The 16,979-nt window shown below is 39.1% G+C and carries 13 protein-coding genes; 9 read left to right on the top strand and 4 right to left on the bottom strand.

The window, feature by feature from the left end; translation table 11 throughout:
- Positions 1–487 precede the first annotated feature (487 nt).
- Positions 488–913, bottom strand: coding sequence for an EVE domain-containing protein (locus V4P57_RS08130; protein WP_455466026.1), 426 nt, complete (start codon positions 911–913; stop codon positions 488–490).
- Positions 914–1,214: 301 nt separating this feature from the next.
- Here V4P57_RS08130 and V4P57_RS08125 point away from each other — a divergent pair, with 301 nt between their 5' ends.
- A complete protein-coding gene (locus tag V4P57_RS08125) occupies positions 1,215–1,337 on the top strand; it encodes a hypothetical protein (protein WP_455466025.1) in 123 nt (40 codons plus the stop codon).
- Positions 1,338–1,356: 19 nt separating this feature from the next.
- Here the strand turns inward: V4P57_RS08125 and tsaD are convergent, their stop codons facing one another.
- On the bottom strand, positions 1,357–2,451 hold the full coding sequence (tsaD, locus tag V4P57_RS08120; protein ID WP_455466024.1) for a tRNA (adenosine(37)-N6)-threonylcarbamoyltransferase complex transferase subunit TsaD: 1,095 nt from the start codon (positions 2,449–2,451) through the stop codon (positions 1,357–1,359).
- A 389-nt stretch (positions 2,452–2,840) separates the two neighbouring features.
- Here tsaD and V4P57_RS08115 point away from each other — a divergent pair, with 389 nt between their 5' ends.
- The 4 genes from V4P57_RS08115 (at position 2,841) to V4P57_RS08100 (ending at position 7,656) form a co-directional block, all read left to right on the top strand.
- Positions 2,841–4,028: a COG4223 family protein gene (locus V4P57_RS08115; RefSeq protein ID WP_455466023.1), complete on the top strand. Its 1,188-nt coding sequence runs from the start codon at positions 2,841–2,843 to the stop codon at positions 4,026–4,028.
- 11 nt (positions 4,029–4,039) lie between these two features.
- The gene (locus V4P57_RS08110; RefSeq protein WP_455466022.1) at positions 4,040–5,611 is read left to right on the top strand and encodes a heme biosynthesis HemY N-terminal domain-containing protein; all 1,572 of its coding nucleotides are present in this window, start codon (positions 4,040–4,042) and stop codon (positions 5,609–5,611) included.
- 91 nt (positions 5,612–5,702) lie between these two features.
- Complete coding sequence (locus V4P57_RS08105; RefSeq protein WP_455466021.1) at positions 5,703–6,449, top strand: glutamine amidotransferase; 747 nt, start codon at positions 5,703–5,705, stop codon at positions 6,447–6,449.
- Between the two features lie 220 nt (positions 6,450–6,669).
- Positions 6,670–7,656, top strand: a complete 987-nt coding sequence (locus V4P57_RS08100) for a DUF2125 domain-containing protein (protein ID WP_455466020.1) — start codon at positions 6,670–6,672, stop codon at positions 7,654–7,656.
- A gap of 188 nt (positions 7,657–7,844) precedes the next feature.
- On the opposite strand, the gene V4P57_RS08095 is transcribed toward V4P57_RS08100, so the two are convergent.
- The gene (locus V4P57_RS08095; RefSeq protein WP_455466019.1) at positions 7,845–12,524 is read right to left on the bottom strand and encodes an NAD-glutamate dehydrogenase; all 4,680 of its coding nucleotides are present in this window, start codon (positions 12,522–12,524) and stop codon (positions 7,845–7,847) included.
- An 844-nt stretch (positions 12,525–13,368) separates the two neighbouring features.
- On the opposite strand from V4P57_RS08095, the gene V4P57_RS08090 reads away from it, so the two are divergent.
- From V4P57_RS08090 to rpsP, 4 genes are all read left to right on the top strand, one after another.
- Positions 13,369–14,025, top strand: coding sequence for a carbonic anhydrase (locus tag V4P57_RS08090; RefSeq protein WP_455466017.1), 657 nt, complete (start codon positions 13,369–13,371; stop codon positions 14,023–14,025).
- A gap of 228 nt (positions 14,026–14,253) precedes the next feature.
- Positions 14,254–15,822: a signal recognition particle protein gene (gene ffh, locus V4P57_RS08085; RefSeq protein ID WP_455466016.1), complete on the top strand. Its 1,569-nt coding sequence runs from the start codon at positions 14,254–14,256 to the stop codon at positions 15,820–15,822.
- Between the two features lie 24 nt (positions 15,823–15,846).
- On the top strand, positions 15,847–16,176 hold the full coding sequence (locus V4P57_RS08080; protein WP_455466015.1) for a chorismate mutase: 330 nt from the start codon (positions 15,847–15,849) through the stop codon (positions 16,174–16,176).
- Positions 16,177–16,192: 16 nt separating this feature from the next.
- A complete protein-coding gene (rpsP, locus tag V4P57_RS08075; protein WP_455466014.1) occupies positions 16,193–16,555 on the top strand; it encodes a 30S ribosomal protein S16 in 363 nt (120 codons plus the stop codon).
- 129 nt (positions 16,556–16,684) lie between these two features.
- Here rpsP and V4P57_RS08070 read toward each other — a convergent pair whose 3' ends face one another.
- Positions 16,685–16,900, bottom strand: a complete 216-nt coding sequence (locus tag V4P57_RS08070; protein WP_455466013.1) for a DUF1674 domain-containing protein — start codon at positions 16,898–16,900, stop codon at positions 16,685–16,687.
- Positions 16,901–16,979 lie beyond the last annotated feature (79 nt).

Raw genomic sequence — 16,979 nt, 5'->3', positions numbered from 1 at the left:
CCATTTTTATGTATTTAATGCGAGAATATAATCTGGCAGAAGGATGCATCGCGCTCCCTCGTCAGTAGATATGGAGCGTCTCTTGCCACACATTAACCGACGGACAAAAATTATTGTTTTAAGGTGAAAGTAGTTCTCTCTTAAAAAACAATTCTCGTTTCCTCTAATTCCATTTCATGACGGTGTTCGCGAAGAGTGTAATGGAAAATTTATTGAGTACAATCATCTTTACTTATACAATGTATAAGCTGGTGTCATCATTCTATTTGCTGGTTTTTAACGCTGCCTACACTGTTCTTGCATTGAGATAGTTCATGAAAAATATAGTGAGATCTTTGATCTAAATGGTCATTTACGTATCAATTCTACTTGTAGCGGAAAGCAAGCGATAGTTATTGATTGATCATAAGATGGGTTGGGAACAAGAGACCTTATTCTATTGGGAGGTTATCATTCAAGTTGCAAAACCATAAATTATCATTGTAAATCAATTTATTGTTTTAAGATTGCCCATCAAACAGACTTCTTTCCATTCATCTTCTGTCACAGGTTGTACTGATAAGCGAGAGGCATTGACTAGCACCATATTTTTCAGTTTTGGATTTGCTTTAATCTGTTTTAATGAAACAGGTGTTGGCATATCACAGAGTGCACGGATATCTACACATTCCCAACGTGGATCAAAGGTGGTAGAATCAGGATGTGCTTCAGCACAGATCTCTACAATGCCTACGATTTCTAATCCTGTATTTGAATGATAAAAAAAACCTTTATCACCATATTTCATGGCGCGCATATTGTTACGAGCTTGATAATTGCGTACACCATCCCATTGTTCACCATCAACACCTTTTTGCTTTTGCATGTCCCATGACCATTTATGGGGTTCAGATTTAAAAAGCCAATAAGCCATATGCTCTCCTTTTTATAAACATCTATATAACACCATAAAGCATGATTTTTAAAATGGGGTAAAGAGTACGCATTACCAATTTGGTTCCTTTTTAAGGAGAATCAAATTGTGGCAGAAAAATAAGCTATATTTTTTCGTATGATGTATAGAGATACTGTGCTTTTTACTCCCTTGCAGGAGAAAAAATGTGCGCGTGGAGCGAAAAATAGACTTAAAGTTAATCAGCTCAGCATATGGAAGTTTAGTTATTTTTTTGGGTTTAGTCTAGAAGGGCTAGTCAATATGATTGCATTGAGTTGAAATGATTGCGTTGCGTTTAAAAAATGAAACGGGAAAATTGGTTCCTAAAAGCTTAAATACTATAATGATCATGGTAACAGGTGAAACATTAATGATGATGGTTTATATTGTGCTTCGTGAATGATATAAACACCAATCTATTTCTATGCTTTTGTCCCACGACGTCCTGTTCCGATTAAAGGAATGGCTTTTTCATCTAATGGCCAGCGCGAACGAGGAGCAATGTCAAGAGAACTTGTTTCTCCTCGAGCAAGCCGCTCAGCTCCAGCAAAAGCAATCATTGCAGCATTGTCTGTGCACAAAGAAAGAGGGGGAGCTATAAATTCAAAACCGTGTTGATGAGCAAGTTCTTGCAACGTAGATCGAATGGCTTGGTTAGCAGCTACTCCGCCTGCGACAACTAAAGCAGGTGGACGACATCCTTGATAATGTGAGAGAGGATATTGGTGGATAAAGTGTTGTAGAGCTAAGTTAACACGATCACAAACTGTGTCGGTAACGGCTGCTTGAAAGCTTGCCGCAATGTCAGAGACATCGCTTTCTGTAAGAGGTGCCATGGCTGTTGCGGCTTGTCGAACGGCAGTTTTGAGACCGGAAAAAGAAAAATCTAACCGTTTTTCACCTTTTAAAGGTCGTGGAAGAGGAATACGATTTTTATCACCCAATAAAGCTGCTTTTTCAAGAGCTGGGCCGCCAGGATAAGGAAGGCCTAAGAGTTTTGCTGTTTTATCAAAAGCTTCTCCCAAGGCATCATCAATAGTGGTTCCTAAACGTTGGTAATTGCCTATGCCATGAACAAGGATTGTTTGTGTATGACCACCTGATACCAAAAGCAATAAATAAGGAAAATGGATATTATGCGTTAGAACGGCTGTTAAAGCATGCCCTTCCAGATGATTTACGGCAATAAAAGGTTTTCCAGTGGCAAGAGAAAGTGCTTTTGCAGTCATAACGCCTACTAAAAGCCCTCCTATCAAACCAGGACCACTTGTGGCTGCAATGGCATCAATGTCTTTCAGTTGTGTGTTTGCTTTTGTCAGTGCTTTTAAAATTAAATCATCAAGAATTTCAACATGGGCACGGGCAGCAATTTCAGGAACAACACCGCCGTAAGGCGCATGATGGTCAATTTGGCTCCAAACAATATTGGAAAGAATTCTACTGTTTCTTTCATTGTTGTGTTCAATAACAGCAGCGGCAGTTTCATCGCAACTTGTTTCTATTCCTAACAGGCGCATTTTAGACAAAACCTTATGTTTAAGCTTCTTTCATGGGTGGGTACCACAGACAGGCAAAGAAGCAAAGAACTTCTCTTAAAATTGATCTCTCGGTGAGAAAAATAATTTTAGCTTTTTCTTTGCTCTAATTGCTTTGTTGATCAGAAATTAAGGTATATTTTTCAGCATAAAATGATAGTGTGTTTTTAAAAATGTTGTTTATAAAAGTATATCTCTGTAGGTGTCTCTATAGGGATTAATAGGGATAGATTGTAGAGAGTTTTGACGAAGAAATACTCTTGATAGAAAGAGTGTAAAATGAAATATGTTTTTTGAGAAATGCTTAATTTTTAAAGCTTTTTTCATTTTGTTATTATATTCTTTAAAAAAGTACGAAAAAAGTGGCTAAGATGGCAGATTCTTCAAAACCTAAAATTAAATCGCATTACACTCGTGTTAGTCGTAAGAAATCCGTGATTGAACATGAAGGTGTGAGCCATGATTCAGAGCAAAAAGTACAAAACTCTGTAGAATTGAACGCGATAGAAAAACAGAGTGAGCAAAATACGCAGAATAAGCGTCCGTCTGGTGTATCTTGGTTTTTTTTGCCAATCTCAGGAATTATTGGTGGTCTCATTGTTTTGGGTTTTGCGATGGCGCTACAGTGGGCGGGTCTTCTTCCTTCTTTTTCGGTGGATAATCGTGTTGGTGGAGAAAAAGCTTTACAGATTGCGGAAATGGCAAAAAGTCAAAGTGAAGAAACAATGCGGCAATTGGGGCGTGTACTTCAAGAAATTGATGCACTGAAAGCAGAGTTTTCTTCTTTTTCATCACAAAAACTTGGCACCTTTCAAGGTGAGGAAATTTCACAAGAAGAAAGTAGAAAAGCCGTTGCAGCTTTAGAAGAAAAAGTAAGTGGTCTTGAAGAGTATGTGTTAAACTTAGTAAGCGTATCAAAAGATATAAAAACAGCTTTGTCTGTTGGAGAGAGTAATGCAAATAATCTTACTGCTTTAAAGCAACAGTTAGAGAATATGCAGGAAGAAATTGTTGCTAAAAATAATGAGAAAGAAAAAATAAATACTGCATTGTTTATTGCAATCAGTTCGCTAAAAAATGCCATAGATCGTGGCGGATCTTATATAAATGAATTGAGAATATTACAGCAATTATCGCCTTCGATTGAGGGACTTGATCTGTTACAAAAAACAGCTACAACAGGTTTTCCACGTTCGGCTCAACTTTCAGCTGATTTTGCGCGTGTTGCGGATGCTATCGTTAGTACGCAAAATAGTGTTGCGTCAGATGCCAGTTTTTTTGAAAAAATTTGGGCATGGATAAAAGGTTTGGTTGTATCACGGCCGATCGGAAATGTTGAAGGAACAACGCTGGGAGCAATTGTGGCGCGGATGGAAATTGCTATTCAAACGGGTGATTACGATAAGGCTTTGAGTGAATGGCAAACATTGCCTCAAAATGCAAAAGATGTTTCGGAAGACTTTGTTCATCAGCTTGAAAGATACATTGCTGTTCATCAGCTGCTCCAAAAGTTGTTGCTGTCTGCGCAACAAGGATCTGTTAAAGCAACAAAGATGTAAATAGGCTCAAGATGATACGTGTTTTGATTTATACTTTTGTTGTATGTGTGTTTGGTCTAATTTTTGGATGGGTTGCTAATCACAATGATGTTTTTGTCATAACGTTTTTGCAGTTTCGGTTTTCCGTTTCATTGTTGACACTCTTAAGCGCGCTCATTTTGTTTCTTGGAGTTTTAGTGCTTCTGTGGTGGCTTTTGTCTATCCTTTTTTCCATCCCTAGGGCTTTCTCCAATTATTTTCATAAACGCAATAAAAAGCGGGGTTATGAAGCTCTTTCAAAAGGCATTCTTGCTGTTTTTGCTGGTGATGGTGTTGCCGCGCAAAAAATGGTGGCACGTGTTGTAAAATATCTTCCAAGTTATCAGGAGCCATTGGTTAGACTTTTACAAGCTCAAACTTTGTCTTTGCAAAATGATACTGTTCGCGCCATTGATCTTTATGAGAAGATGAGAAAGGAAGAACCGACAAAATTGGCTGGACTTTATGGCTTGTTTCGTGAAGCTATGAAAACAAATGCTTATGAAGCAGCGCAACAATATGCAGAAGAAGCATTAGCTTTGTCACCAGCACTTTTGTGGGCTAATCAAGCAGTGCTTGATCAGTTGAGTGCTGAGGGTAAATGGGATAAAGCACTTGATATTTTTGAGCGGGCACAAAAAGCTCTGCCTCGTTCTAATCGTTCGACTGTCGAGCGTAATCACATACAGGCTTTGCTGTTAAGTGGACAGGCACTTAATCTGTTTAACACACATCCTTCCGATGCGCGTGCAGCTATTTTGAAAGCACATAAATTAGCACATGATTTTGTGCCTATAACGGTTATTGCTGCTGATATTCTTTATAAACTAAATGAAACACGCAAAGCTGATAAAATGATTATTGCTGCTTGGCAGAAAGATCCCCATCCTGATTTGGGAGCACTTTATCTTGAAAGAGAAGAGGGAGCCGTTGGGCGGTTAAAAAAAGCTAAAACACTGGCTTCTTATAATAAAGACACATTTGAATCGGCGTTCCTAATTGCTAAAGCTGCGCTAGATGCTGGTGAAAGGAAGTTAGCAAGAGAACAGGCACAAAAAGCACTCCGGTATCATCCACGGGAAAGTGTTTATTTGTTGCTAGCAGATATTGAAGAAGCAGAAGGAAATAATCAAGGGGCGGTGCGGCAATGGCTTTCTTTGGCATTGCGTGCTGAACGTGATCCCGTATGGATGTGTGATGGGGCCATCTTTTCTTCTTGGTCAGTGGTTTCTCCAATAAGTGGACGTTTGGGATGTTTCGAATGGAAAGCGCCTCCCAGTATGCCTCCTCTCACATTAGAGGTTGACAGTATTGCACTGAAAAAAGAGGATAAAGAAGATAAAAAAGGTATCGTAGAAAAAACTGCTTTTGTTGAAGATAAGTTGCTTGAAGAGGTATCATCTTTAGGAGATGGCTTTTTGCATCATGTTCAAATAGAGGAACAAGATATAAAGAAAAAAGATGCTGAGCTACTAAGCCAAACACACTTAAATGTTGATGATCCAGGGATTAAAACAGAAGAGGATGATGCGTCTTTATCGAAAAAGAAATTTCGGTTATTTTAAAAAGAAGAACTATAGTGAAGAGTGTTGATCGAAATTATTCTTGTTTTTAAAAAATTAGATTTAGCTTGATTGTAGGGATGATTGGTTACAAATGTTTTTAATACAAAGCTGTCGTGGTAAAAAGCAAAAAAACAGCAAACCAAGAATAGCAGTCGTTGTTCATCGCCGATCTACATATACTGGTCGTTTGGGAAAATTTTTGCAACAAAATGGTTTTGTTCTTGATATTTATCGTCCTATTTTGGGGCAGAAGCTTCCCCATACATTAAAGCATTATGCTGGCGTTGTTATTTTAGGGGGGCCGATGAGTGTGAATGACAATGAAGCCTATATCGGTGAAGAAATTAATTGGATTTCTCTGTCATTGGAAGAGAATAAGCCTTTTTTAGGCATTTGTCTTGGAGCACAAATGTTAGCGCGAAATCTAGGGGGGCGTGTTGGTACAAGAAGCGATGGGATTGTTGAAGTTGGCTGGTACCCTTTGGAAGCAACTTCGCAAGGCAAGGAATTGATGAATTGGCCAGAAATGGTCTACCATTTTCATGATGAAGGGATTTATGACTTACCTAAAGAGGCTATGCTTTTGGCAACAGGTCATACATATCCTACACAAGCTTTTCGTTATGGAGACAATGCATGGGGTTTGCAATTTCATGCCGAATTCACACGTGCTATGATGCGACGTTTGATGATTCGTTCAGCACACAAATTGACTGAAAAAGGTGCTCAGCCAGCTTCTGCACATTTGAAAGGTCGTTTAATTTATGATCAGGCTTTAAGTCAATGGTTTGAAAATGCATTACGACAGATTTTTTGTGTGCCCGTCATACACGCGTGAGAGTCAAGAATTTTAATCATCATCATGAAATAAGGAAAGTTTTCATTTTGTCTATATTTGCTCAATTGACATCCCTGTGGAAAAACCTCTCTGTGCGCTATCTTATTTGGGGGTTATTTTTTCTTGTTATGATACTCGTTTATAGTTCACTCTGGTTTTTTTTTCACGTAAAGTAGAGGACCGTGTTTCTGATTTATTCGTAAAGGCATCTGCCCGTGATATGACAGTTGTATGCGAGCATCTTAGCAAGAATGGTTATCCGTTACGTATCGGTGTTGCTTGTGATCAATTCCAGTTTACTTGGCCATTGCACGGACTTTCTTTGTCAACGGGGCATTTAACAATTAGTGCACCAATTTATGCACCCCATTTTGTAGAATTTAATATTCGTTCTCCTGCATCAATTGTTTTTTCTGAAAAAACACCTATCATGTCGCACTGGCGTAATCTGGTGATTGAAACAGAACTCTATTGGAAAACTGGTAAGACATTTAAACTGATAGCTGAAGGGCTTGAGGTTTCCACTGTTGCTTCATCCCTTGAAGACCAGAAGTTTCTGGAAAAATTTGAATCACAAACGAAAAACAAAGAAGCAATACAAGAAAATGTTGAAAATCAAGCATCTTTGAAAGATGCTCTGGGTGTAATTGTACCTTCGTTAGATCAAGAGAACGTGCCCCAAAAAATAACGGCAGAGTTTTTGCGACTTGATCTTAAACACGAAAAAAATCACTTATCAGGACATCTTACTTTCGATGATTTTGATTCTTCCATGTTTTTTGCACCTTACTTTATTGATATTCCAAAAATTGATGGCAATTTAAAGTGGATTTTCAATGATGTGTCTCATTTGTTTGAAAATGGAAAAAGCAATTGGAGAAAGCGTTTGTATGGGAAAAGTGGTGTTTTAAAGCGTGGTGAATTGATTTTTCATACAGGTGGCGTATTGCGTGTCAGTGGACCTTTTTCCTTTGATGATGAAGGGTATTTGACAGCAAAATTTGATCTTGTCTTTGTGAAGTATATGGAGCTTCTTACCACTATGCAACGCTTGTTTCCTGAGCAGGCTAATAATCTGCAAGCTTTATTTTTTGTTTTGGGTGCTATGCCTAAAAGTCTAGATGGCTACCCCACTCTGCCATTGCGGGTTACCAATGGATGGGCAAAATTAGGTTTTTTAAAACTTGGCCGTCTCGCACCGCTTTAAGTCTAAGATGTATTTTGGAGTTGTGCAATCAACTCTTCTGGAAAGGTAGTGAGATTTTTTTGTTTTAGGCACTATGCTTAAAAATACAGATGGCTTCACCGCTCTTCCTTCGCTGATTACTCATGGGTAGGAAAAACGGAGTTTTTTACTTAGCCATTTTGCACTGCTTTAAATCTGAAAGGTCTGTTTTAAAGTTGTGCAATCATACCTGCTGCGAAGGTAAAGCGAGAAATATTGAGATCATTTTCAATGAGAGCACCAATGCGGCTTGTTACATTATGAATTTGATCTTCTTTTGTTTTACTCCAAGTTGCAAAGGGATCCTCTTTTGCTCCGTAGTTTTTCAGGATTTTCAGAACAATTTTGCGTAAACTTTCAGCAATATTTTCTTTAGCTTGGCTTAAGGCCATACTATCATAATAATCAAGTACAGGAATTGTTCGGCTTGCTTCATTAATGCGATTTATACGAATGATTTGCGCGAGTGAGAAATAGATCTCTGCGGTTTTAATAAGGTCGCTGTTGCTTTGTTTTGCAATTAAAGAAATGTCACAAATTATTGGAGCAGCCTCTAAGAGAGCTAATTGTTTTGCTAAAATTTTTGGTGCGCCTTCTTCGCTATAATGTATTGTTTTTTCTTTAATTTTTTGATTGATATCGTTATCATTGGAATATGACAGCAGTTCTTCGATAACAGTACGGGCTTGCTTTATTGTTTTCACAAGTTCTTCTAATGGAATCGAGAGATCCATATTACGCAAACCCCAATTTGTTGTTTCAAAAAGCATTGGCATAATGGCTGCGTAAAATTTGTTTTGGACAAGACCTGGTATTTTATTATCAAGATTATCAATTTGATCAGACAATTGAGGTATTTCAAAACCATCACACAATGCGATGAAAACACGAATGATATTTTCAACCTTTTGTTCAGTCGCATCTTGTAGTCGACTAACAAAAGTAGGACCCCCACGATTCACAATATCATTGGCAATGAGGGTTGCAATGATATTACGACGCAATTGGTGGTTAATGATGTCTTTCCCAAAGCTTGTCTGAATTTGAGTTGGAAAATAGTGCAACAAAATTTCATCAAAATAACGCTCATCAATAATAGTGCTATGGGCAATTTCTTCTTTTAGGGTTAATTTAGCATATGCTAAAATAACAGCGAGTTCTGGACGTATGAGTCCTTGGCCTTTTGTTATTCTTTGCCGCAAAATTTGTTCATCAGGGAGAATTTCAACTCTGCGATCTAGAAGTTTCTTCTGTTCCAAATCATGCATAAAGCGGATTTGATAAGGCAAATCCGCAATACTTTGGCTTTCAGCCAATGAAAGAGCAAGGGTTTGTAAATAATTGTTGCGCAAAACTAAACGCTCAACTTGTGGAGTCATTTCTTTCAAGAGTTTATTGCGTGCTTCACGGGTCAGTGTTTTTACACGAAGAGCTGATGCTAGAACAATTTTGATATTGACCTCAACATCAGAACAATTCACTCCTGCGGAGTTATCAATAGCGTCCGTATTACAGCGCCCACCGTTTAAGACATATTCAATCCGACCACGTTGCGTAACACCAAGATTAGCTCCTTCACCAATAACTTTTGCACGAACTTTTTCACCAGTAATGCGAAGTGCATCATTAGCACGGTCTCCTACTTGAGCATCGGTTTCTTTGGTGGAACGGATATAAGTTCCAATGCCGCCAAACCATAAAAGATCAACAGGTGCTTTGAGAAGTGCAGAGATAATTTCAAAGGGTGTTCCTGTTTGTTTTTCAAAACCAATGGCTTGTGCCGCTTCAGGTGAAAGCGTAATGGTTTTCATTGTACGTGAGAAGATACCACCACCCTTTGATAATTTTGTTTGGTCGTAATCCTGCCAACTTGAACGAGGGAGTTGAAAGAGGCGCATACGTTCTGCATAGCTTTCAGCTATGTTTGGGTTTGGGTCGATAAAGATATCACGGTGGTCAAAGGCGGCAATAAGTTTTGTTTGTTTGGAAAGAAGCATTCCATTACCAAAGACGTCACCAGACATATCACCAACACCGATACAGGTGAAAGGGGTTGTTTGAATATCGTGATTGAAAGATTCTCGAAAGTGTCTTTTGACTGCTTCCCATGCACCTTTGGCGGTAATTCCAATGGCTTTGTGGTCATAGCCTGCTGATCCTCCAGAGGCAAAAGCATCATCAAGCCAAAAGTGGTTTTCTTGGCTGATGCTGTTTGCTGTATCAGAAAAGGTTGCTGTGCCTTTGTCTGCTGCAACAACAAAATAAGGGTCAGGGTCATCATGGCAGATGATGTTATGCGGAGCACTTATTTTATCGTTGATCAGATTATCAGTAATGGAAAGTAAAGCTGTGATAAAGTCAATATAGGCTTGTCGTGCGGCTTCTATGATTACGGCACGGTCATTGGTTTGGGGAAGGCGATGAGGATAAAATCCACCTTTTGCGCCGACAGGGACGATAACCGCGTTTTTAACCTGTTGGGCCTTAACTAAGCTAAGCACTTCAGTGCGATAATCCAATGCGCGGTCAGACCAACGGATTCCACCACGTGCAATAGGACCAAAGCGCAAATGAACCCCTTCAACTTCTGGTCCATAAACAAAAATTTCTCGATAAGGGCGCGGTTCGGGTAAACCTTCAATTTGGCGTGGATCTAACTTGGTTGCTAAAATACGTCGCGGGCTACCATTGATTAGAGGAGTAAAGGCATTGGTTCGTAAACTCGCATCAATAAGATTACGATAACGCCGTAAGATGAGATCATCATCTAAACTTGATACTTTCTGCAATTTTTCTTCAATGCGTCTTTGAATGATCTGTTGATTTTTTCTCCGTTCTTTTTCTGTATGGCTTTGATGAAATTTCAAATGAAACAAAGCATAAAGATCTTGGGTAATATCAGGATAGGCGTTTAAAGTTTGGGCAACGCGTTCTTGTGAATATGGAATTCCAGTTTGTTGGAGATAGCGTCCATAGTGGCGTAAAATAACAATTTCACGCCAATTAAGTTCAGCTGTTTGAGTTAAGGCATTAAAGGCATCATTATCAGCATCTTGGGACCAAATTGCTTCAAATGTTTCGGCATGCTTTTGACCATTTTTGTCGAAATCAATACAGAGTTGGAAGGCACTTTCTAGTTGCATGTCATGAAGATATACAGAGTGTCCGTTGCCATCTGGTAATTCAAGAGTTTGCTCAGCAATGACCCGAAATCCCATATTTTCAAGCAGTGGTACGCGCTTGGAAAGGGCTAGTGCTTCATGATGGTGAAAGAGACGGAGAGAAATGTTTCGTTTTTCTTTGTTGTGTGTGTGATAAAAAGTAACGAAAAGAGTTTTTTTATCATTAAGACTTAGAATATGGCCTGCATCTTCAATTGCATCTTTCGCTGAGAATAAGTCGCGATAGCTATTGGGAAATTGGCCAGCCAAACGCATTTGTTGGTCTGTTGCTTTGCAGTTAAGAGCTATGGTTTGGATACTGTCTTCCCAACTTTGTACTATGGAACGAACATTTTGTTCCAACGTGGTGCGCTCAACAACAGGAGCGCCATCACTCCCTTTGCGATGGATGATATAATGAACGCGGATGAGTGTGCTTTCTAAAAATAACGGATAGGACTCAAAAAAATCACCTTTGTAGAGTTCGACAAAATGCTCACCAATTTTTTCGCGGATATTGCTGCTATATTGGTCACGAGGTACATAAACAAGGATAGAAACAAAGCGTCCAAAAGAATCAATATGAGCGAGTACCCGTAGACGTGGACGTTCATCTAATTGCATGATAAGTTTGGCATTTTCTGTCAATGTATCAACGTCAGAGCGAAACATTTCATCTCTAGGGTATGTTTCTAAAACACTGACGAGTGCTTTTCCAGAATAGTCAGCGCGATTGTATCCAAGACGTTGAATAATGGTTTTGGCTTTTTCTTTTAAGAATGGGATTTGTGAGATAGAGCGCGTATAAGCTGAGGAAGTAAACAATCCTACAATGCGTAATTCTCCACACAGCTTGCCTTCTTTATCAAAGATTTTAAGACCAATATAATCGAGCCAAACAGGACGATGAATTTTTGAACGGCTATTGGCTTTCGTCACAATCAGTAGGTTATCGCTTTCCATAAAGGATAAAATTTCTTGGGGAGGTTCTTTCACGCGTGCATCGCCAATAATGCGAATAGAGGCATCGGTGAGAATACCCAATTCAATGTCGCTGGTTGTAAAGGCTTTGGTAGGCTCTTGGTTTTTGGTGAAGTTATAAGTGCGCATGCCAAGGAAGATGAAATTATTATCCATCAACCAGTTAAAAAATTCAACAGCTTTTTCGCCTTCTTGTTTGTAGTGTGCGGGAAGATTTGTTTGATAGGCGTGGATATGCTTTTCGATTTCTTTAAGCATAGGTTTCCAGTCTTGTACAGCAACATTGACCTGTTCAAGGACTAAGGCGATTTCACCTTTGAGCTTTTTTATTTGTTGTTCGTTTAATGGTTCGATGTGAATTTGCATCAAGCTAATGCGTTGTCCGGAGGAACAATCAAGGATGGGATGCGCAATCAAATAAATATGATTTTTGTGCTGGTTAAAGATATTTAAAATAGAATCAAGAAGGAAAGGCTTGTTATCGTTGACAAGCGTGATAACGGTTATAGGTTTGTTGTTGCGGGTCAAATTTTGTTCAAAACAGATGGTACTTTTTCCCGCTTGATGGAGATTGAAGGCGTTAACAGCGGTGGTTGCTGCTTTTTGGAGTTCCGTGTTCTCGTAACAGGCGATATCTTCTTTATCGGTATGAGCAAAAAGGATTTGTTCTATATTGCTTTTTATTTCTGATGCTTTTTGTTTTAACACAATAACCTTCCCTTTTTTGCTCTTAGGGGTCTTTTCTTCAGTGAAGCAGACCACTCTATCATTTCTCGCAGTGTAACATCTTCTTGCTAACGAGAATAGCCTCTTTATTTGGTTATGATAAAACTGTTTCTTCTGTTTTACAGTAATTATTTACCATTCTAAGGAGATATTTTATGTCGATGAAAGGACATTTAAAGTCGTTAAAAAAGATAAAACTTGGTATTCAATAAGAACTATCGGGTCAGGAAATGATTAAACTTATTTCACAAAAATTAACCGTCCATATTAGTGGACGGTTACAATTAGAAAAAAATAAAACACACCCCATGGACATGGGGTTAACAGGATAAACATTGAGGCAACAATGTCTAAAAACAGAGAACTGCAAAAATCAAAAAAGCGTATTAAATATGCAATACTCACATCTTAACACATCACTTGGTATAGAAACAATGCCTGAATTTATATCTAGTAACCCTGTTAATGCTAAGAATGTACGGAGAATTAGCAGGGAATTGAAAAAACGGCAAGAGAAAAAATGATTTAATCAAAAAAAGAGAATTTTGCGATAAAAACACATAAATATAATGAAACTATTCCGAATAAAGCATTTCATTTTAAAGCATATCCACAAACAAAAAAACAACTTATTCATTATAATAAATATCTAAATAAATTAAAAATAAATATCATAAAAGATAATGAAGCAGGGAAGGTCTTTTTATCTAAAAAATTCTTTAAGATAAAAAATGAAGTTGTCTCGGATATGTTAAAAAGATACTTTTTAATATTTTTGTGTTAGTAGCTTATTCTTAAAAGTATACAAATGGAAAGTAAATAAGGAATGACGCATTTGCCAGAAAGACTTTTAAACGGTTACCGGTCTTTTATAAAACATTACTTTTCATATAGAACAGCACATTATAAAAAATTGGCCCTTGAAGGGCAAAAACCTGAAATTTTAATAATCGCTTGTTGTGATTCGCGGGCAGTGCCAGAAACAATTTTTAATGCTAAACCAGGCGAAATTTTTGTATTGCGCAATGTGGCAAATTTGGTTCCTCCTTTTTCTCCTGATAGACAATATCATGCTACATCAGCAGCTCTTGAATACGCAGTACAATTGCTTGAGGTTAAGCATATTGTCGTTTTAGGTCATGCGTATTGTGGAGGAGTGAATACCGCCCTTAAGGAGACGTGTAGGTCTTTAACATCAGATGATTTTATTGGTCAATGGATAAATCTTTTGGTACCAGCAGCAAAAAAAATAGTTAGCAATAAAGCGTTGACTGTCCAGGAGCAGCAAACCACATTAGAGCAACTTTCTATTTGTCATTCGCTGAAAAATTTAGAGACATTTCCCTGGATAAAGGTGCGCAAAGATCAGGGTATTTTGACGCTGCACGGGGCTTGGTTTGATATTTCAAGTGGTGAATTGTGGACTATCGAACAGGAAACAGGTCATTTTATACGTGTTGAGGTTGGGAGTTTTGAGGCGTAAAATTTGCTATATTTTTTCTTCGTGTGAAAGGTTTTGTATGATAAATCTTGACAAAGGGGGGGTTTTATTGTTTGAAAGGGAAAGCTTTCAGTGACAAAATTAACTTGGAGCCACCGACTGAGGCCCCGTTTTAAGGGTATAAAGAGATCTCAGAGGTCAACATCCGACGGCGCGATGCGTTCTCGGATGCCATTTTGGTTTGTTTATTATGCAGCAATGAGGTAGATGATGTTTGAATCCTTACAAGAACGGCTTGGCTCCATACTGTCTCATTTGACAGGGCGTGGTGCTTTGTCGGATCAGGATGTGGTAGAGGCGCTACGCGAAATTCGTCGTGCTTTGTTAGAGGCCGATGTTGCACTTGATGTCGCGCGTTCTTTTACCGATAGGGTTCGTGAAAAAGCTGTTGGGGCCGCAATTGTTAAATCAATTAAACCTGGACAGATGGTTGTTAAGATTGTTCATGACGAACTGGTTCATGTTCTTGGTGATGAAGGTGCTCTAAGTGATTTAAACGCACCAGCGCCCGTTGTTATGATGATGATTGGTTTGCAGGGTTCTGGAAAAACAACCACAACAGCAAAGCTTGCAAAACGGTTCACTGACAAACATAATAAAAAAGTTCTCATGGCGTCACTAGATACACGCCGTCCTGCTGCACAGGAACAACTACGCCAATTAGGAGAACAGGCACAACTTGCGAGTTTACCTATTATTGCCGGCCAGTCTCCCGTTGATATCGCAACACGTGCGGTACAAGCAGCCAAACTAGGTGGTTATGATGTGCTGATTCTTGATACGGCAGGACGTAACCATATCGATGAAGCTTTAATGCTTGAGTTGGCTGAGATTAAAGCTTGTTCCTTTCCTCATGAAGTTATGCTGGTTGCTGATAGTCTTACCGGTCAAGATGCTGTTCATCTCGCCCGTTCTTTTGATGAGCGTGTGGGAATTACAGGAATTATTTTAACGCGGATGGATAGTGATGGGCGCGGTGGTGCTGCTCTCTCAATGCGAGCCGTTACGGGAAAGCCGATTAAAGCAATCGGGACCGGTGAAAAAATAGATGCTTTAGAAGAGTTTCATCCCAGTCGTATTGCTGATCGTATTCTCGGAATGGGCGATATTGTTTCTTTGGTGGAAAAAGCTGCTGAAACAATGGATCATGAAAAAGCAGCTGCTTTTGCAAAAAAAATGCAAGCTGGAAAATTTGATCTCAATGACTTGGCAGAACAATTGCAGAAAATGAAAAAACTTGGGGGAATGAGTGGTTTAATGGGAATGCTACCGGGTTTTAGTAAGGTAAAAGATCAAATTGCTGCCGCGGGACTTGATGACCGTTTGTTTAATCGTCAATTGGCTATTATTTCGTCAATGACGCCTCTTGAGCGTGCTAATCCTGAAATTTTGAAACATAGCCGTAAACAACGGATTGCTAAGGGCTCTGGTACGAGTGCTGCTGATATTAATAAGCTCTTGAAAATGCATCGCCAAATGGCTGATATGGTGAAAGCAATGGGAGGTAAAGGAAAAGGCGGTTTGATGGGAAAAATGTTGGGAGGACTTGGCGCCAAAATGGGGTTTGGTGGTATGGGAGAAGTTGGCGGAGATTCTGCAACACTTCCCGATTTATCAGGGTTTGATCCAAAGCAGCTCTCAACACTTCAAAAGCAGATTGAGAGTGGTAATGGAGGGAAGGTCTTACCTGGTCTCCCAAGCCGTGGGCTTACATTTCCTGGTCTTTCCAATGGCATTGCCGATAGGGGAAATTTTCCTCAGCGTCCCCAAAAAAAATAAGGTACAAAGAGGAAAGGAAGTGTGATGCAGGAAAAAATATTGGATGAATTAGCGCGTTTACGGACGTCCATTGATAATTTTGATGCAATCTTGATTCATGTTTTGGCAGAACGTTTTCGTTGTACGGATTCTGTTGGACGCTTAAAGGCACGTTATGATTTGCCTACAGTAGATCCTGTGCGTGAGCAACATCAGGTGACACGTTTGCGGCAATTGGCTATAGAAAGTTATCTTGATCCCGATTTTGCAGAAAGATTTTTAAAATTTATCATTAAAGAAGTTGTACATAACCATGAAGTTATTGCTAAAGAGCAAAAAACGAAACAAGTAATTTTGAACGAAAGCCAGAGTTGATTATAGGAGATAAAATATGGCGTTAAAAATTCGTTTGTCCCGTGGAGGTTCAAAAAAGCGGCCTTATTATCATATTGTTGTTGCGGATGTTCGTAGTCCGCGCGATGGTCGGTTTCTTGAACGTGTTGGTGCGTGGGATCCAATGTTGCCTAAAGATGGACTGCGTGTAAAACTTGATGAAGAACGTATACAGTATTGGCTTGGTCAAGGAGCACAGCCAACAGATCGTGTTTTACGGTTTTTGGATGCTGCTGGCTTAAAAAAGCGCCCAGTTCGCAATAATCCACAAAAAGGTGAGCCTGGCAAAAAAGCGCAAGAGCGCATAGCTGCTGCAAAACAAGCTGCTGAAGAAGCAGCTGCTTCAGCAGCAGAGGCATGATTATTCTGAAAACACAATTAAGCGTATTTTGAGGTTTTTATAGAAAATACAGCCACTTTCCATTTTTATCGATAAAAATGAATCCTCTTGAAAAGATGGTTGGTTTTTAAAAGAATTGACGTGAGACTTTCAAAAGTCAATGGCGCGGCCTTTAATTTCCCAATCTCCATAGCGTGACGGGTCTTTGCCGCCGCGTCCTCCATTTTCTAAAGGTTTGTCTTCATTTTTTTCATGTTTACGCCTTTCTTCAGCTTCATGGAGGGCGCGTTGTGCTGCGGGAGAGAGGGATTGCAGTTTATCAACCGTTGCTTTTTGTTTGCTTATTTTCTCGTCTTTTTTATTCATTTTATACTTATCCCATTGAAGAAACAGAAAGAAAACCCCATCATATAGTATTGATTGATTTTTATCATGGAGTTTTTTG

This window comes from Bartonella sp. B39 (assembly GCF_053795145.1).
The sequence above is the reverse complement of the archived record's forward strand: the minus strand, read 5'-3'. Positions and strand labels throughout refer to the sequence as shown.

Excerpts from the sequence above, each read along its gene's own strand:
- V4P57_RS08125 (WP_455466025.1), top strand. The coding sequence starts at position 1,215 with ATGATTGCGTTGCGTTTAAAAAATGAAACGGGAAAATTGGTTCCTAAA.
- V4P57_RS08090 (WP_455466017.1), top strand. The coding sequence starts at position 13,369 with ATGACGCATTTGCCAGAAAGACTTTTAAACGGTTACCGGTCTTTTATA.
- V4P57_RS08105 (WP_455466021.1), top strand. The coding sequence starts at position 5,703 with ATGTTTTTAATACAAAGCTGTCGTGGTAAAAAGCAAAAAAACAGCAAA.
- rpsP (WP_455466014.1), top strand. The coding sequence starts at position 16,193 with ATGGCGTTAAAAATTCGTTTGTCCCGTGGAGGTTCAAAAAAGCGGCCT.
- V4P57_RS08110 (WP_455466022.1), top strand. The coding sequence starts at position 4,040 with ATGATACGTGTTTTGATTTATACTTTTGTTGTATGTGTGTTTGGTCTA.
- V4P57_RS08080 (WP_455466015.1), top strand. The coding sequence starts at position 15,847 with ATGCAGGAAAAAATATTGGATGAATTAGCGCGTTTACGGACGTCCATT.
- tsaD (WP_455466024.1), bottom strand. The coding sequence starts at position 2,451 with ATGCGCCTGTTAGGAATAGAAACAAGTTGCGATGAAACTGCCGCTGCT.
- V4P57_RS08100 (WP_455466020.1), top strand. The coding sequence starts at position 6,670 with ATGACAGTTGTATGCGAGCATCTTAGCAAGAATGGTTATCCGTTACGT.
- V4P57_RS08130 (WP_455466026.1), bottom strand. The coding sequence starts at position 913 with ATGGCTTATTGGCTTTTTAAATCTGAACCCCATAAATGGTCATGGGAC.
- V4P57_RS08115 (WP_455466023.1), top strand. The coding sequence starts at position 2,841 with ATGGCAGATTCTTCAAAACCTAAAATTAAATCGCATTACACTCGTGTT.
- V4P57_RS08070 (WP_455466013.1), bottom strand. The coding sequence starts at position 16,900 with ATGAATAAAAAAGACGAGAAAATAAGCAAACAAAAAGCAACGGTTGAT.
- ffh (WP_455466016.1), top strand. The coding sequence starts at position 14,254 with ATGTTTGAATCCTTACAAGAACGGCTTGGCTCCATACTGTCTCATTTG.